The sequence below is a fragment of the Virgibacillus oceani genome, from assembly GCF_014638995.1.
In the GTDB taxonomy this organism is placed as follows: Bacteria; Bacillota; Bacilli; order Bacillales; family Amphibacillaceae; genus Virgibacillus_E; species Virgibacillus_E oceani.
Genome location: NZ_BMFR01000001.1, coordinates 434,191 through 452,070 on the forward strand (window position 1 = coordinate 434,191; position 17,880 = coordinate 452,070).

The following is a 17,880-nucleotide window of genomic DNA, read 5'->3' on the forward strand; positions in this document are numbered from 1 at the left end:
GAATAATAACTTGGAAATCTTTTCTTATATGGAAAAATACGACTATGAGCAATTGGTTTTTTGTCAGGATAAAAATTCTGGATTAAAAGCGATAATTGCTATTCATGATACGACATTAGGACCAGCTTTAGGCGGGACGAGAATGTGGACGTATGATTCAGAAGCGGATGCGATTGAAGACGCGTTAAGACTTGCCAAAGGAATGACATATAAAAATGCTGCAGCAGGATTAAATCTTGGCGGGGGGAAAACAGTCATAATTGGCGATCCTAAAAAAGATAAAAGTCCAGAATTGTTTCGGGCGTTTGGACGCTATATTCAAGGGCTAAATGGTCGCTATATTACTGCAGAGGATGTAGGTACGACCGTGCAGGATATGGACTTGATTCATATGGAAACAGACTTTGTTACTGGTATTTCTCCGGAGTTCGGATCATCTGGGAATCCCTCTCCTGTTACAGCGTATGGGGTTTATAAAGGTATGAAGGCCGCGGCCAAGGAAGCCTTTGGAACTGATTCGCTGGAAGGCAAAACTGTTGCAGTCCAAGGTGTTGGAAACGTTGCCTATACCATGTGTGAATACCTGCATAAAGAAGGGGCAAACTTAATCGTTACTGATATTAACAAAGAGGCAGTGAATCGTGCAGTTGAAGCTTTTGGAGCAAAAGCAGTTGACCCTGATGATATTTATAATGTCGACTGTGATATTTATGCACCTTGTGCCTTAGGTGCTACGGTCAATGATGAAACAATTCCACAATTAAAAGCAAAAGTTATTGCTGGTTCGGCAAACAACCAATTAAAGTCAGCTAAACATGGTGATACCATTCATGAAATGGGTATTGTCTATGCACCGGATTATGTAATCAATTCTGGAGGTGTCATTAATGTTGCCGATGAACTTAATGGATACAATAAAGATAGAGCAATGAGAAAAGTTGAAACGATTTATGATAGTTTGCTAAAAGTCTTTGAAATCTCGAAACGTGATAATGTTCCAACATATGTTGCGGCGGATCGCATGGCCGAAGAACGGATTGAATCTATCCGTAACTCAAGAAGTCAATTCCTGCTCAATGGGCATCATACGCTTAGCCGCAGAAAGTAAAGCTTTAATAAGCAACGGAGGGCAAAGGTTTGCAACAACAACTATTTCGAATACTGGTGTTAAATCCAGGATCAACATCTACGAAAATTGGTGTATTTGATAACGAGAATTGCATTTTTGAAAAAACCATCCGGCATAATGCTGATGATATGAAACAGTTTAAACGGATTATTGATCAATATGATTTCAGGAAAAGAGTTATTCTGGAACATTTGGATTATGAGGGTATAAACATATCCAAACTAAATGCTGTCTGCGGTCGTGGAGGGCTATTGCGGCCCATTGAAGGCGGAACCTATGAAGTTAATGAACTAATGCTCCAAGATTTAAAAATGGGATATAATGGGGAACATGCCTCAAATCTTGGGGGGATTATTGCACATGAAATAGCGAGTGGCTTAAACATACCATCGTATATTGTTGACCCAGTTGTTGTTGATGAATTAGATGATATCGCCCGTTTCTCTGGTGTCCCTGAAATACCGCGAAAGAGTATTTTTCATGCACTAAATCAAAAGGCGGTTGCAAGAAAGGCTGCCTTTGATTTAGGAGAAGCATATGAAAGTGTAAATCTAATTGTTACGCACATGGGTGGAGGTATTACTGTCGGAGCCCATCGGTATGGAAAGGTTATTGATGTTAATAACGGCTTACATGGTGAGGGACCGTTTTCGCCAGAACGAGCAGGTACTGTACCAGCGGGAGATTTAGTTTCATTATGCTTTTCCGGACAGTATTATCGAGATGAAATAATGAAAAAGCTTGTTGGCAGTGGAGGGCTAATGGCGTATCTGCATACAAATGACGCTGTGGAGGTAGAAGAACGGATTAAAAACGGCGATAGTTCTGCAATAAAAATATACGATGCTATGGCATATCAAATAGCTAAAGAAATAGGAGCAATGAGTGTTACCCTGTCAGGGAGAGTTGATGCGATTGTTTTAACGGGTGGTCTAGCATATGGTAAAACATTTATAGAAATGATATCGGAGCGTGTAAATTGGATCGCTGATATAATTGTCTATCCAGGTGAAGACGAACTGCAGGCATTGAATGAAGGTACGTTACGGGTTTTACGTCATGTAGAACAAGCTAAGACCTATCTAAAGAATGATTAGAAAAAGGAGAATTAATGTATGGCAAAAGAGTATGATCTTGTCGTTCTCGGAGGGGGAACGGGTGGTTATGTAGCAGCTATACGGGCTTCACAGCTTGGGTTAGAGGTTGCTGTAGTAGAAAAAGGAAAACTTGGTGGAACATGCTTGCACCGTGGTTGTATTCCTTCAAAGGCATTACTTCGCAGTGCCGAGGTCTATAGACAAACAGTGGAAGCTGAACAATACGGAGTAGAAACAAAAGATACGAAATTAAATTTTACAAAAGTACAAGATAGAAAAAGCAGTATTGTCAATACATTGCATCAAGGTGTCCAAGGATTAATGAAAAAAGGGAAAATTGACGTTTACGAAGGTTTTGGCAGAATTTTAGGGCCAAGTATTTTTTCACCAATGCCTGGAACTGTTTCTATTGAGTATGAAAATGGTGATGAAAATACGATGATTGTCCCTAAGAATGTATTGATTGCCACAGGGTCAAAACCAAAGTCGCTGCCGGGATTAGAAATTGATGGAGAATATGTAATGACCTCAGATGAAGCCTTGCAAATGGATAAATTACCAGCTTCGATCATTATTGTCGGTGGTGGAGTTATTGGAATTGAATGGGCATCTATGCTTGCCGATTTTGGTGTAGATGTTACTGTTGTTGAATATTTAAACCAAATCCTGCCAACTGAGGACGAAGCAATTGTAAAAGAAATGGAAAAGCTTTTAAAGAAAAAAGGAATTAAAATTGTAAAGAATGCAATGGTGTTGCCTGATACGTTATCTCTTGACAATGGGATTAATGTAGAAGCGGAAATTAATGGAGAAAATAAAAGTTTTCAAGCGGAGAAAATGCTTGTTTCAGTCGGCAGAGAGGCAAATACAAAGAACATTGGTCTTGAGAACACTGATATCATAGTTGATAAAGGTGTCATTCAAACAAATCAATTTTATCAAACAAAAGAATCACATATCTATGCAATTGGTGATGTAATTGGTGGAATGCAGCTTGCACATGTTGCTTCTCATGAAGGAATTATCGCTGTTGAACACATGGCAAATAATATCCCGGAACCGGAACCAATTATATACGAGAACATTCCAACATGTATTTACTCAAATCCTGAAATTGCGAGTGTTGGATTGACAGAAAAACAGGCAAAAGATAAAGGCTTAGACATTAAAGTTGGTAAATTTCCTTTCAAAGCGGTTGGCAAGGCACTTGTACATGGGGAATCTGATGGTTTTGTTAAAATTATTGCAGATAAAGATAACAATGACCTATTAGGTGTCCATATGATTGGACCGCATGTAACTGACATGATTTCTGAAGCCGGCCTTGCAAAAGTTTTGGATGCAACTCCTTGGGAAATTTCAGAAAGCATCCACCCGCATCCAACCCTGTCTGAAGTTATTGGAGAAGCTGCACTTGCAGTGGATGGCAAACAAATTCACGGTTAATCAAAAGGAGGGACTTTAATTATGTCTAAAAATCGTCATGAAGGATTAGGTTTAACAGATGAACAAGTATTAGACATGTTTAAGACAATGCTTTTAGCTAGAAAAATCGATGAAAGAATGTGGCTGTTAAATCGTGCTGGAAAAATACCATTTGTTATTTCTTGTCAGGGACAGGAAGCAGCACAGGTTGGAGCATCGTTTGCATTAGATCGCGAACAGGATTATGTGGCTCCATATTATCGTGATATGGGTGTTGTGCTTGCATTCGGAATGACTGCAAAAGACTTAATGTTATCTGGATTTGCTAAAAATGAAGATCCAAATTCAGGTGGACGGCAAATGCCTGGGCATTTCGGCCAAAAGAAAAATAGAATCTTAACCGGTTCATCCCCTGTAACTACCCAAGTTCCGCATGCTGTTGGTGTTGCCTTAGCAGCTAAAATGGAGAAAAAAGATATTGTTTCATTCGTTACACTAGGGGAAGGATCATCAAATCAAGGTGACTTCCACGAGGGGTTAAACTTTGCCGGTGTCCATAAATTACCAGTGATTACAATGGTAGAAAATAATAAATATGCCATCTCTGTTCCTATCGAGCGACAATTAGCGTGTGAAAAAGTATCTGACCGTGCACAAGGTTATGGCATGCCGGGGGTTACAGTAGATGGGAATGATCCGCTTGCCGTTTATGAGGCAGTAAAAGAAGCGCGTGATCGTGCCGTAAAAGGGGATGGACCCACATTAATTGAAGCTGTTTCGTACCGATTAACGGCACATTCAAGTGATGATGATGACCGTCAATATCGTGAAAGTGAAGAGGTTGAGGAAGCAAAGAAGAAAGACTCCATTATAACGTTTGCCTCTTATCTAAAAGAAGTTGGGATCTTAACAGATGAAGTAGAAAAAGAAATAAATGGAGAAATCGGCAACCTTGTAAACGAAGCAACAGATTATGCGGAAAATGCTCCATATGCAGATCCGGAAGACGCATTAAAATTTGTTTACGAAGCGTAAGGAGGGGAATTTACTATGCCAGTAATGTCATATATTCAAGCAGTTACAACAGCATTAAAAGAAGAAATGCAACGTGATGAAAAGGTATTTGTTTTAGGGGAAGATGTAGGGAAAAAAGGCGGAGTGTTCCGTGCTACTGATGGATTATACGATGAATTTGGCGAATACCGTGTACTTGACACACCGCTAGCTGAATCCGCGATCGCTGGTGTTGGAATTGGTGCTGCGATGTATGGAATGCGACCTGTTGCGGAAATGCAGTTTGCCGATTTTATTATGCCAGCAGTCAACCAAATTATATCAGAGGCATCAAGAATTCGTTATCGTTCTAACAATGACTGGAATTGCCCGATTACGATTCGTGCGCCATATGGCGGGGGTGTACACGGAGCGCTTTATCATTCACAGTCTGTTGAAGCAGTATTTGCCAATCAACCTGGGCTGAAAATTGTAATGCCTTCTACACCGTATGATGTAAAAGGTTTATTAAAAGCGTCTATTCGTGACAACGATCCAGTACTTTTCTTCGAGCACAAACGTGCATATCGTTTGTTAAAAGGGGATGTTCCGGAAGATGATTATGTTTTGCCAATCGGAAAAGCTGATGTGAAACGTGAAGGTTCTGATATTACTATTATTACTTACGGGCTATGTGTACATTTTGCCCTTCAGGCAGCAGAGAAATTAGCAGAGGAAGGCATCGATGCACATATTCTGGACTTACGAACAATATATCCATTGGATGAGGAATCAATTATAGAGGCGGCTAAGAAAACTGGAAAGGTTCTTTTGATAACAGAGGATAATAAAGAAGGCAGCATCATTGGAGAAGTAGCAGCAATCATCGCAGAGAATTGCTTATTTGATTTAGATGCACCGATACAACGGCTAGCTGGTCCTAACATCCCATCTATGCCGTATGCACCAACAATGGAAAAATATTTCATGGTTAATCCAGATAAAGTAGAAAAAGCAATGCGTGAATTAGCTGAATTTTAGATAAAGGAGGACCCGCGATGGCTACTGAAAAAATTAACATGCCTCAATTAGGTGAAAGTGTAACTGAGGGTACAATTAGTTCATGGCTTGTTGGTGTCGGTGACAAAGTCAATAAGTATGATCCAATTGCAGAGGTCATGACAGATAAAGTAAATGCCGAAGTTCCATCTTCTTTTACAGGGGTAATAAAAGAGCTTATTGCTCAAGAGGGTGACACGATTGAAGTTGGAGAATTAATGTGTTATATCGATTCGGAGGGGGGAACTAGTAATGAAAAAGATCCTGCTTCAGATAAAAAAGAAAAAATTGAAGAAAAAACGGAAGGTAACCCCAATGCCGATCAATCAATGAAAAAGCGCTATTCGCCAGCTGTATTGCGAATGGCGCAAGAAAATGATATTGATTTAGAACAAGTAAATGGTACAGGAAAAGGTGGACGTATTACTAGAAAAGATATAGAAAAAATTATCGCTTCTGGTGAAATGCCGAAACCAAATGTTGAACAGCCACTGAGAGAGGATGAAATACACCGAGACCAAAGTAAAAAATCAACAGCACAAATACCGCAGCAAACAGCTCAATCAGGTGACATTGAAATTCCAGTTACCGGAGTTCGGAAAATAATTGCACAAAACATGGTACGTTCCAAACAAGAGATTCCACATGCATGGATGACTGTTGAAGTTGATGTAACAGAACTGGTGAATTATAGAAATCAAGTTAAAAATGACTTTAAACAAAAAGAAGGATTTAGTCTTACATTCTTTGCTTTTTTTGTAAAGGCTGTTGCACAAGCATTGAAAGAATATCCACAGCTAAACAGTGCATGGGCAGGAGATAAAATTATTCAAAAGAAAGATATAAATTTATCTATCGCAGTTGCTAAGGATCAAGAGCTTTTCGTGCCTGTTATTAAACATGCGGATGAGAAAAGCATCAAAGGAATTGCTAAAGACATTTATGAACTTGCAACAAAAGCTCGATCAGGTAAATTGACCTCCGAGGATATGCAAGGTGGTACATTCACTGTTAATAATACTGGTTCTTTTGGGTCAATTCATTCAATGGGTGTAATTAATTACCCGCAGGCTGCTATTCTGCAAATTGAATCTATTGTTAAGCGTCCAATGATTGTAAATGATATGTTTGCTGCAAGGGATATGGTGAATTTATCTTTATCATTGGATCACCGGATATTAGACGGGCTTGTCTGTGGTCAATTTTTGGCAAGGGTAAAAGAAATTTTGGAAGGTATAAATAAAGACAATACAAACGTCTATTAAGGTAAATTTTGTTGCTTCACAGTTTACGTCTATAATGTAAAAGCAAAACTTTTTGGTAAATGTTCCTATATATTATTTCAGGTAAAATCTAAATAAATTGAAATCCGCGCTTATAATTGATAAGCTTGTGATAGGTTTTAACTATACTTAATTAATATAAGGGGATGGATTTTAAATGGATTTTAATCTGTTCATGAATGACGTTGTAGATGCAGCCAGAAAAGATATTAGGGAAGCTGGCTATGAGGAGCTTACTTCACCTGAACAAGTCGATGATGCACTTAACCGTAAAGGTACAACACTTGTAATGGTAAACTCTGTATGCGGCTGTGCTGGAGGTGTGGCACGTCCTGCAGCAGCAAATGCTATACACTATGATAAACGTCCAGACCATCTTGTTACTGTTTTTGCAGGGCAAGATCGTGAAGCAACGGAAAAGGCACGTGGATATTTTGAAGGATTCCCGCCGTCATCACCATCTTTTGCATTTTTAAAGGATGGAAAAATTGTTACGATGTTAGAAAGGCATGATATCGAAGGTTCTAGTGCAGTTGATGTAATAGGAAAGCTGCAGCATGTGTTTGATGAACATTGTGAGGAAATATAAATAATAGATATTTCTAATGAATATGAGGCTGTCTCAGGTGGATTATCGGGTCAGCCTCATTTTCATATAAGTAATGTGCATGACTCTTGTAGGGGGAAATTATATTGTGAAAATTGGCTCTAGAACTGTTAAAACTGCAATAGGTACTCCCATTGCTATTGTGCTTGCTCAATTAGTAGGTGTTACGAACTTTGTTTCTGCAGGTATTTTAACAATCTTATGCATCCAGCCATCTAGAAAAAGGTCCGTATTAAGTGCTTGGCATCGTTTTTTAGCCTGTACACTGGCAATTATTTTTTCTTTCGCGTTCTTTGAAACAATTGGTTATAATCCGATTGTTGTCGGGTTAATGCTTGCTTTTTTTATACCTGCAACTGTTGTATTGAAAATCACACCTGGTATAGCGACTAGTTCCGTAATTATCTTACAATTGTATGGTGCCGGACACATTTCGTTCAGGTTTATAATTGAAGAGTTTTTATTGATATTAGTCGGTGTTGGTACAGGCCTATTATTAAATTTATACATGCCAAGTTTAGATAATAAGTTAAAGAAACAGCAAATGAAACTGGAACAGAATTTCCAAATTATTTTAAAGGAAATTGCATTATACATAAGGGACAAAAATAAGCTATGGGACGGCAAGGAATTGACAGAGACGGAGGAACTTTTACGCGAGGCAAATGATTTGGTTGATCGTGATCGGGAGAATCATATGTTACGTAACAAACATCCCTATCATGACTATTTTCAAATGCGGGCGAAACAATTTGAATTGCTGCAGAGAATGCTGCCTCTTGTCAGCAGATTGCCAAATACCGATTCACTATCTGATAAGATTGCAAGTTTTTTTGAGGGACTATCAGATGCAGTACATCCAGGCAATACAGCGGTACTATTCTTGGAGAAATTGGATGAGTTATATAAGACGTTTAAACAAGAACCATTACCGGCAACAAATGAGGAATTTGAAACAAGAGCAAATCTATTTAGACTGCTTCATGAAATTGAGGATTATTTGAGATTGAAAAAGAAATTTAAGGCTAGCGATGTCTCTTCTAAAAGAAAAAATAAAAAGACTGGAATAAAGCAATAAGTTAATCCAGTCTTCCTTTTATTCATAAACCTATAGAAACATTACCAAGCCTGTTGTAAGCGATGACAAAACCATTGCAAGAATCATAATATAGATAACAATCTTAAGTCTTCTTTCCCGTTTTGATCGCCTTCTTGGCGCCTGTTTTTTAATTTGTTTTGCAGCCACAATTTAGTCCTCCTTCTAATTCCCCCATACTACTTGTATTTTATCGTTAAAATAAACAATGGACAAGTATAAAAAAATAATTAAAAATAGAATTATAAAAAATTTTTTGGAATGGAGGCTATATCTGATGACTGAAAGAAATAATTGGGAACAATCTGTTGAAAAAACAATTAAGCGTTTTCCTGAACGAAAGGAAACGTTTACTACATCATCCAATATAAAGGTTGACAAATTGTATGCAAATGAAAATACAGACAAATATGAGGAAAAACTTGGGTATCCGGGTTCCTATCCATATACACGTGGAATACAGCCCACGATGTACCGCAGTCGTTTCTGGACGATGCGTCAATATGCAGGTTTCGGTTCAGCTTTAGAAACGAATAAAAGGTTTCGATATTTGTTGGAACAAGGTCAAACAGGACTTTCAGTTGCGTTCGATTTGCCTACGCAAATAGGTTATGATTCTGATGATGCAATGGCTGAAGGAGAAGTAGGAAAAGTTGGTGTGGCGATTGATACGCTTCATGATATGGAACAGCTATTAGATCAAATCCCACTTGATAAGGTAAGTACATCGATGACGATTAATGCACCTGCATCAGTATTGTTGTGTATGTACATTGCAGTGGGTGAAAAGCAAGGTGTTTCGTTAGATAAATTAACAGGAACAATCCAAAATGATATTTTAAAAGAATATATCGCTCGTGGTACATATATTTTTCCACCGAAGCCATCCATGCGATTAATAACAAACATTTTTGAATTTTGTCAGCTGCATGTTCCAAAATTTAACACGATAAGCATATCTGGCTACCACATTAGGGAAGCTGGTTCTACGGCTGTGCAAGAAGTAGCATTCACGATTGCAAATGGAATGGCATATGTTGACGCTGCTCTGAAAGCGGGATTAGATATAGATGCATTTGCTCCAAGGCTTGCGTTTTTCTTTAATGCACACAATCATTTTTTTGAGGAAGTTGCGAAGTTCCGTGCAGCACGAAGAATATGGGCAAAAATTATGAAGGAGCATTATAAAGCTAAAGATGCTAAAAGCTGGAAAATGCGTTTCCATACGCAAACAGGTGGTTCGACGTTAACTGCTCAGCAGCCAGATAACAACATAGTTCGCGTAACTTTGCAAGCGCTTGCGGCGGTTATGGGGGGAACGCAAAGTTTACACACAAACTCTCGAGATGAAGCATTATCATTACCAACAGAGGACTCAGCAAGAATTGCACTCAGAACACAGCAAATCATTGCCCATGAAAGCGGTGTCGCTGATACGATAGATCCATTTGCTGGCTCCTTTTATGTGGAAGAATTAACTGATAAGATAGAAGATGAAGTTTACAAATATATTGACCGTGTCAATGAATTGGGTGGCGCGGTTAAAGCGATCGAAGAAGGATTTATGCAAAGGGAAATTCAGCACAATGCATATGAAACACAAAAACGCATCGAAAAAGAAGATGAAATCATTGTAGGATTAAATAAGTTTAAGCTTGATGAGGAAGTAAATCCCGATTTGCTTAAAGTTGATGAGGCACTTGAGCAAGCACAAAAAAAGTCGGTTAAAATGACAAGAGAAAATCGTAACCAAGAGAAGGTTAATATGGCTCTAATCAATTTAAAAAAACAGGCAAAGAAGGAAGATGTAAACTTAATTCCATATATTCTGGATGCCGTAAAGCAATATGCAACCATTGGGGAGATTTGCAACGTTTTACGTGATGAATTTGGCGAATTTACAGGAATTTAATAGGGGGAGAGACAGATGGGGAAAATACGCGTATTAATTGCAAAACCGGGATTGGACGGTCATGATCGTGGCGCGCTGGTAATTGCACAGGCATTGCGTGACCATGGAATGGAGGTCATCTATACCGGTTTAAGACAATCACCAATTCAAATTGCGCAGGCAGCTATACAGGAGGATGTAGATGTTATTGGACTATCTTCTTTGTCCGGAGCGCATCGTACATTGTTTCCAAAGGTAATCGAGGCATTACAAGAGAGAAATGCCGGCGATATTCCTGTTGTTGCAGGGGGTGTTATCCCAAGTGAGGATATTCCTTATTTAATTGAAAAAGGAATTAATAAGATCTTTACAAGCGGTTCATCAACCGAAGCACTTGCAAACTATATTAAACAGCTTATCAATCCGGAGCATTCTAAATTAGAACAACCAAATAAAATTGCTCATATTGGAATAGCAGTTCATTCAATTGATCAAGCAATCTCCTTTTATACAGATACATTAGGATTAGAATTGGAAGGGGTAGAAGCAGTTAAATCAGAAGGAGTTAAGGTAGCATTTCTTAAAATTGGCGAGTCGCGATTTGAACTGTTAGAACCATTAGACGATACATCCACGATTCAAAAGTTTCTTGACAAAAAAGGAGAAGGGATCCACCATATTGCACTTGAAGTGGATAATGTTGAAGAACGATTACAGAAATATAAACAGGCAGGTATAAAGCTAATCAATGAAGAAGCAAAATCCGGGGCGCATAATAGTCAAATAGCTTTTATCCATCCAAAAGCAGCAAATGGAGTTTTGCTGGAGTTATGCCAACATACTGAGGGAAGTGATTTATAATGGATATTTTTGATAAAATAAATGAATTATACGATAAACGCAGACAGGTTGAACTTGGTGGTGGTGACGAAAGGATTGATAAGCAGCATGCCAAAGGCAAAATGACGGCAAGAGAACGCATTGATTACCTGCTTGATGATGCATCTTTTGTTGAATTAAATCCTTTTATTGAACACCGTGCTTCCGATTTTGGTATGGATAGTTCTATAGCAAAGGGTGAAGGAGTTGTAACTGGATACGGGAAAATAAATGGTAAAGCCATCTACCTGTTTGCCCAGGATTTCACTGTTTATGGCGGGGCACTTGGCGAAATGCACGGAAAAAAGATAGCAGCAGTTATGGATTTGGCTGCTAAAAATGGTGTGCCATTTATTGGGTTAAACGATTCTGGAGGGGCACGAATTCAGGAAGGTGTATCTTCTCTAGATGGATATGGACAAGTTTTTTATCGTAATTCAATCTATTCAGGAGTTATTCCGCAAATATCAGTTATTATGGGTCCAAGTGCTGGCGGTGCCGTTTATTCCCCAGCTATTACTGATTTTGTTATCATGGTTGAAAAGACATCACAAATGTTCATAACAGGTCCGAAAGTAATTGAAACAGTTACCGGTGAAAAAATATCATCAGAAGATTTAGGCGGAGCACAAATTCATAATGCGAAAAGCGGAAACGCTCATTTTAAAACTAAAACAGAGGAAGAAGCGCTGGATACCGTTCGTGAATTACTTGACTATTTACCTGCAAATAATCAGGAGAAACCGAATTCAGCCGCTTTAGCTGAGAAGAAGACTGATAATCTTTGTCCAGAACTGACAGAGATTGTTCCATTTGATTCTACAAAACCATATGACGTAAAAAAAGTGATTGAACAAGTACTTGATAAAAACAGCTTTTTTGAAATTCATAAAGAATTTGCAAAAAATATCGTAGTTGGCTTTGGTCGGATCAACGGTCAAACAGTAGGTCTTGTTTGTAATCAGCCGAAATATCTTGCTGGCGGACTAGATATTGATTCAAGTGATAAAGCAGCCAGATTTATTCGTTTCTGCGACGCGTTTAACATCCCGCTTATTACATTTGAGGATGTTACAGGCTTTTTCCCTGGTGTTAAACAAGAGCATGGTGGTATCATACGTCATGGAGCAAAAATTTTATATGCCTATTCTGAAGCAACTGTACCTAAAATTACTATTATTACACGAAAAGCCTTCGGTGGAGCCTATGTCGCGTTAAACAGTAAATCTATTGGGGCTGATTTAGTATATGCATGGCCAAACGCGGAAATCGCTGTAATGGGTCCAGAGGGTGCAGCAAATGTAATTTTTGCAAAGGAAATTGCTGAGAGCAATAATCCAGAAGCAACACGACAGGAAAAAATAGATACGTATCGTGAAAGATTTGCAAATCCTTACGTTGCGGCAGGACTTGGAATGGTCGACGACGTAATTGATCCAAGGGAAACCCGGATAAAACTTATTCAAAGCTTAGAGATGTTAGCCCAAAAGCAAGAGGACAGACCTAAGAAAAAGCATGGAAATATACCATTATAAATTATTATTAGCAGTAATCATGAATCCACACTTTACATAGAAAAAGGAGAATTTTACAAATGGTTCACGTAAACAATGATCGATTAATCAATGAATTTATGGAATTGGTACAGATTGATTCAGAAACAAAGCATGAAGAAAAAATTGCCGAGGTATTAAAAAAGAAGTTTACTGATCTTGGTTTAAACGTTATTGAGGATAATAGCAAAAATGAAACGGGTCACGCAGCAGGTAACCTGATTTGTAATTTAAAGGGTACAAAAGATGATGCTGATACTATTTATTTTACATCACACATGGATACAGTTGTACCGGGAAATAATATAAAGCCATCCATTAAAGACGGATATATTGTATCCGATGGTACGACAATTTTAGGCGCTGACGATAAGGCTGGCCTAGCTGCAATATTGGAGGCAATCCGTACGTTACAGGAAAATAATATTGAACATGGAGATATTCAATTTGTTATCACTGCAGGTGAAGAATCGGGTTTAGTTGGTGCAAAAGCATTGGATAGTTCATTGTTAAAAGCAAAATACGGATATGCGATTGATAGTAATGGTACAGTTGGAGACATTATTGTCGCGGCTCCAACACAAGCCAAAATCTATACTGTCATGAAAGGCAAAACGGCACATGCGGGCGTAGCACCTGAAAAAGGTGTTTCAGCAATTACACTCGCGGCCAAAGCTATTGCTAAAATGCCGCTTGGGCGAATTGACGAAGAAACAACTGCTAATATCGGCCGATTTGAAGGTGGTAAGCAGACAAACATTGTGTGTGATTATGTTGAAATTTTGGCAGAGGCACGTTCACTTGTTCCTGAAAAAATGGAAGCACAGGTTGCTAAAATGAAAGAGGCGTTTGAATCGACTGCCAAAGAGCTTGGTGGAAGCGCTAATGTCGATGTGCAAGTAATGTACCCTGGATTTAAACAAGAAGCAGGGGATGAGGTTGTTGAAATTGCGAGAAGTGCAGCAAAATCAATTGGACGAGATAGTAAACTGCTAAAAAGCGGCGGTGGCAGTGATGCAAATGTTATTGCAGGACTTGGAATACCAACTGTAAATTTGGCTGTTGGATATGAAGAAATTCACACAACTAATGAACGGATTCCTGTTGATGAGCTGGTAAAAGTATCTGAGCTTGTTACAGCGATTGTACAAGAAGCAGCAAATAAATAATTATTGAAAAGGAACCCTTAAGCTCTTAGGGTTCTTTTTAAATTATGTTATAATAAAAAACAAACAACCGTTCGCAAAGGATGTTAATTATGTCTCAATGGTACCCCAAAAAAGGCCGTGTTATTTTTCATATCGATATGAATTGTTTTTATGCATCTGTGGAGATGGCCTATGACCCAACCTTAAAAGGGAAGCCACTGGCGATTGCTGGTAATCCGGAAGAACGAAAAGGAATTATTGTTACCAGCAGCTATGAGGCTCGGGCAAAAGGTGTAAAAACGACAATGACATTGTGGCAGGCACGAAAATTATGCCCAAGTTTAATAGTGATGCGACCTAACTTTGAGCGATACCGAACAGCATCAAAAGAAATGTTTAAAATCTTAGCGGAAATAACGCCATTCGTTCAACCAGTCTCAATTGATGAAGGATATATGGATATAACCGAAAGCGGACATCTCGGTAATCCATTGGAAATAGCAGAAAATCTGCAAACTAAAATTAAAAATGAACTTGACCTTCCGTGCAGTATAGGTATCGCCCCAAATAAATTTTTGGCAAAAATGGCATCTGACATGAAAAAGCCATTAGGCATTACAGTTCTGAGAAAACGGGATTTACCGCAAAAACTTTGGCCATTACCGGTGGGAGATATGTATGGTATTGGTGAAAAGACTGCAAATAAATTAAATACGATTGAAGTCAATACGATTGGGGATCTTGCCAATGGGGATGTATATCAATTAAAACGTGTTTTAGGTATAAATGGAGAACGATTAAAGAATCGGGCCAATGGGATAGATCCAAGGCAAGTTGACCCTGAAGCGGTACATGAATTCAAAAGTATCGGAAGCTCACAAACACTTCCGCTGGATACTACGGATGAAAATGAAATCCGAAACTTAATGGGCCAATTGGCAGACAGTGTCGAACGCAGAATGAAACGAAAGCGTGCAGCCGGGCGTGGTGTGCAAATTATGATTCGCTATCATGACCGCAAGACAATCACAAGGAGTAAAAAGCTGCAATCATATATTGAAAATAAAGAAGATATTCTTTACATCTCAAATGAATTGTTTCATAAACATTGGAATATGGAACCGATTCGTTTGCTGGGAATTACGGTGCAAGATGTTGAAGTGAAGGAAAATATCGCACAACAGCTGGATTTGTTTACCTATGAAAAGGAAGCGGAAAAAGAAAAGCTTTATACTGCCATTGACGAGCTTACATCTAAATACGGAAAAAATCCTTTTATGCAGTTAAAGGATGAAGATAAGGCTAATCAGCCACGAACTAGTTTTCAAAAGGATTTTTTAGATGATTATAAAAAGTAAAGGCTCACAACTATTGTAAAGTGATAATAGTTGTGAGCCAAATTATTTTATTATTCGTTTAACCAGCGCTTCAGCTACTTTTCCACCAGGATAGCGAAAAGGCATATCAAATTTTGTAGTTTGTTTTAACACACTTTTCTTGTGTGAGAATGTTTCAAAGCTATATTTCCCATGGTATCTTCCAATTCCGCTGCTTCCGACTCCTCCAAAAGGAAGATATGGATTTGCTAAATGATAGAGTGTATCATTAATACACCCGCCGCCAAATGAAATACCCTGTATAATTTTTTGCTGTGCTGTCAGTTTTTCTCCAAAATAATAAAGTGCTAATGGCTTATCCAGTTGCTTGATTTTTGAAATAACAGCATCGAGATCGCTAAATGTAAATATAGGTAACAAAGGACCGAATATCTCTTCTTGCATAATTGGATCTTCCCACGAAATTTTGTCTAAAATAGTTGGCTCAATTGCAAGTTTATTTTTGCTGTAATTTCCACCATGTACAATTTTTCCTTCAGTTAGAAAAGCTTGTAATCTATTAAAATGGTTTTCATTAATGATCCGGACATAACCTTCATTTTTCAAAGGTCTTTTTCCATAAAATGATTTAATATATTTCTTGATTGCCTTAAACAGTTTCTGCTTAATATCCTTATGAACATACAAATAATCCGGTGCTACACATGTTTGACCGGCATTTGTAAATTTACCCCAAACAATTCGCTTTGCCGCTAGATCAATATCGGCATCTTTGTCGACAATTGCAGGACTTTTCCCCCCTAATTCCAATGTGACAGGTGTAAGGTGTGTACTTGCTTCCCTCATTATAATTTTTCCGACAGCAGTGCTTCCAGTAAAAAAGATGTAGTCAAATTTTTGTTTTAATAGGTGTTCACTAACATCCTTGCCACCTTCAACTACGGCAAAATAATTATTATCAAATGTTTCTCCAATCATTTCAGATAATAATGAAGAAGTTGTTGGGGTTAGCTCCGATGGCTTTAGGATAACTGTATTGCCGGCTGCAATTGCACCTATTGCGGGGGCTATTGCTAACTGCAATGGATAGTTCCAGGGAGAAATCACGAACGAAACACCATACGGTTCAGACAGAATATAGTTTTTCGTACCTTTATGTGTAATAGGTACGTCCGCTTTTTCGGGCTTCATCCAGTCTTTAAGATTTTTCAGTGCAAAATCTATTTCAGTATAAAGAAACCCAACCTCTGTTGTAAGTGCTTCATGTCTGGATTTGTTTAAATCGGCTTTTAGTGCTTGATATACACTATTTTCATATTTTTTAAGTATACTTTTTAGCTTTTTAAGCTGCTCCTTTCGAAAAGAATATGTCAGTGTTTCCCCTCTTAAGAAGTAATCCCGCTGACTTTCCACTAATCTCTCTATTTGATCCATTCTAAACACTCCTCTATTTTTTAGGATGTATTGTCATCCGGTAAAAATCATATGCGAGTACAGTGTTAGGAAAAACCCCTTGTGCCTCTATGAGTAATTGTTTGCAATCTTCTCTTTGATAGCGTGATGAGATGTGTGTTAACACTAATTTTTGCGTATTGCTTTCTTTGGCTAGGGAAGCCGCCTGAGTTGTTGTGGAATGAAAATAGTCTTTAGCTAATTTTTCTTTTGAATCATCAAAAGTTGCCTCGTGCACAAGAACGTCGGAATTTTCCACAAATAATTTATTTTGTTCAGTAAGTCGTGTGTCTCCTAAAATAGAAATGATTCTTCCTGGTTTATTTGGTCCAATATAATGTTTTCGATAAATGGTTTTTTCATTCACGGTTACGGTAGCATTATCCTTGATTTTCTGATAGACGGTCCCAGGGTGTATGCCTGCTTCTTTCAATTTCTCGACTAACAGTTCACCAGGTTTATCCTTTTCCACGATACGGTAGCCGTAACATGGAATTCCGTGATCAAGTTTTTTGCAAATTACTGTGAATTTGTCATCATCAATAATTTGTCCTTCCGTAATTTCAATTATTTTTAACGGATAGGTGAGATGTGTTCCGCTGACTTGAAGACTTGTCTCGATATATTGTTTAATACCATGCGGTCCGTAAACAGTTAATAAGTCGTCTCCACCTTGAAAGGAACGGCTGCTTAAAAGGCCTGGGAGACCAAATATATGGTCCCCATGCATATGTGTAATAAAAATTTTGTTTATTTTTCTGGGACGTATTGATGTATTTAAAATTTGATGTTGTGTTGATTCCCCGCAATCAAACAGCCAAATGCTGTTTTGTTCCTGAAGCATTGTCAAAGCAATGGCAGAAACATTACGTTCTTTTGACGGGACGCCTGCGCCTGTTCCGAGGAAAATTAGTTCCATTCGTACGTGCCT

At 38.3% G+C, this 17,880-nt stretch carries 16 protein-coding genes; 13 read left to right on the forward strand and 3 right to left on the reverse strand.

Going from position 1 to position 17,880, the window contains the following annotated elements; translation table 11 throughout:
- The first annotated feature begins 10 nt into the window (after positions 1-10).
- The 8 genes from bcd (at position 11) to IEV74_RS02295 (ending at position 8,671) form a co-directional block, all read left to right on the forward strand.
- A complete protein-coding gene (gene bcd, locus IEV74_RS02260) occupies positions 11-1,108 on the forward strand; it encodes a branched-chain amino acid dehydrogenase (RefSeq protein WP_188453961.1) in 1,098 nt (365 codons plus the stop codon).
- A gap of 29 nt (positions 1,109-1,137) precedes the next feature.
- Positions 1,138-2,226: a butyrate kinase gene (gene buk, locus IEV74_RS02265; protein ID WP_188453708.1), complete on the forward strand. Its 1,089-nt coding sequence runs from the start codon at positions 1,138-1,140 to the stop codon at positions 2,224-2,226.
- An 18-nt stretch (positions 2,227-2,244) separates the two neighbouring features.
- A complete protein-coding gene (gene lpdA, locus IEV74_RS02270; RefSeq protein WP_188453709.1) occupies positions 2,245-3,672 on the forward strand; it encodes a dihydrolipoyl dehydrogenase in 1,428 nt (475 codons plus the stop codon).
- A gap of 21 nt (positions 3,673-3,693) precedes the next feature.
- Positions 3,694-4,686 carry a thiamine pyrophosphate-dependent dehydrogenase E1 component subunit alpha gene (locus IEV74_RS02275; RefSeq protein WP_188453710.1) on the forward strand — a complete coding sequence of 331 codons (993 nt, stop codon included), beginning with the start codon at positions 3,694-3,696 and terminating at the stop codon, positions 4,684-4,686.
- 15 nt (positions 4,687-4,701) lie between these two features.
- The gene (locus tag IEV74_RS02280; RefSeq protein WP_188453711.1) at positions 4,702-5,685 is read left to right on the forward strand and encodes an alpha-ketoacid dehydrogenase subunit beta; all 984 of its coding nucleotides are present in this window, start codon (positions 4,702-4,704) and stop codon (positions 5,683-5,685) included.
- A gap of 17 nt (positions 5,686-5,702) precedes the next feature.
- Complete coding sequence (locus IEV74_RS02285) at positions 5,703-6,968, forward strand: dihydrolipoamide acetyltransferase family protein (protein ID WP_188453712.1); 1,266 nt, start codon at positions 5,703-5,705, stop codon at positions 6,966-6,968.
- A 175-nt stretch (positions 6,969-7,143) separates the two neighbouring features.
- On the forward strand, positions 7,144-7,575 hold the full coding sequence (locus IEV74_RS02290) for a BrxA/BrxB family bacilliredoxin (protein WP_188453713.1): 432 nt from the start codon (positions 7,144-7,146) through the stop codon (positions 7,573-7,575).
- Positions 7,576-7,681: 106 nt separating this feature from the next.
- The gene (locus IEV74_RS02295; protein WP_188453714.1) at positions 7,682-8,671 is read left to right on the forward strand and encodes an aromatic acid exporter family protein; all 990 of its coding nucleotides are present in this window, start codon (positions 7,682-7,684) and stop codon (positions 8,669-8,671) included.
- A 30-nt stretch (positions 8,672-8,701) separates the two neighbouring features.
- On the opposite strand, the gene prli42 is transcribed toward IEV74_RS02295, so the two are convergent.
- Entirely contained in the window at positions 8,702-8,839 is a 138-nt protein-coding gene (gene prli42, locus IEV74_RS02300) for a stressosome-associated protein Prli42 (RefSeq protein WP_188453715.1), read from the reverse strand.
- Between the two features lie 127 nt (positions 8,840-8,966).
- On the opposite strand from prli42, the gene IEV74_RS02305 reads away from it, so the two are divergent.
- From IEV74_RS02305 to IEV74_RS02325, 5 genes are all read left to right on the forward strand, one after another.
- Positions 8,967-10,601, forward strand: a complete 1,635-nt coding sequence (locus IEV74_RS02305) for an acyl-CoA mutase large subunit family protein (protein WP_188453716.1) — start codon at positions 8,967-8,969, stop codon at positions 10,599-10,601.
- A 15-nt stretch (positions 10,602-10,616) separates the two neighbouring features.
- Complete coding sequence (gene mce / locus IEV74_RS02310; RefSeq protein ID WP_188453717.1) at positions 10,617-11,441, forward strand: methylmalonyl-CoA epimerase; 825 nt, start codon at positions 10,617-10,619, stop codon at positions 11,439-11,441.
- Entirely contained in the window at positions 11,441-12,994 is a 1,554-nt protein-coding gene (locus IEV74_RS02315) for an acyl-CoA carboxylase subunit beta (protein WP_188453718.1), read from the forward strand. The genes mce and IEV74_RS02315 overlap by 1 nt, the downstream gene beginning before the upstream one ends.
- 59 nt (positions 12,995-13,053) lie before the next feature.
- Positions 13,054-14,181 (forward strand): M20/M25/M40 family metallo-hydrolase, encoded by a 1,128-nt coding sequence (locus IEV74_RS02320; RefSeq protein ID WP_188453719.1) that lies wholly within the window; start codon positions 13,054-13,056, stop codon positions 14,179-14,181.
- An 89-nt stretch (positions 14,182-14,270) separates the two neighbouring features.
- The gene (locus tag IEV74_RS02325; RefSeq protein ID WP_188453720.1) at positions 14,271-15,518 is read left to right on the forward strand and encodes a DNA polymerase IV; all 1,248 of its coding nucleotides are present in this window, start codon (positions 14,271-14,273) and stop codon (positions 15,516-15,518) included.
- A gap of 42 nt (positions 15,519-15,560) precedes the next feature.
- Here IEV74_RS02325 and IEV74_RS02330 read toward each other — a convergent pair whose 3' ends face one another.
- Together IEV74_RS02330 and rnz are read right to left on the reverse strand one after the other, a co-directional pair.
- Entirely contained in the window at positions 15,561-16,931 is a 1,371-nt protein-coding gene (locus tag IEV74_RS02330; protein WP_188453721.1) for an aldehyde dehydrogenase, read from the reverse strand.
- Positions 16,932-16,944: 13 nt separating this feature from the next.
- Positions 16,945-17,868 carry a ribonuclease Z gene (gene rnz / locus IEV74_RS02335; RefSeq protein ID WP_188453722.1) on the reverse strand — a complete coding sequence of 308 codons (924 nt, stop codon included), beginning with the start codon at positions 17,866-17,868 and terminating at the stop codon, positions 16,945-16,947.
- Positions 17,869-17,880 lie beyond the last annotated feature (12 nt).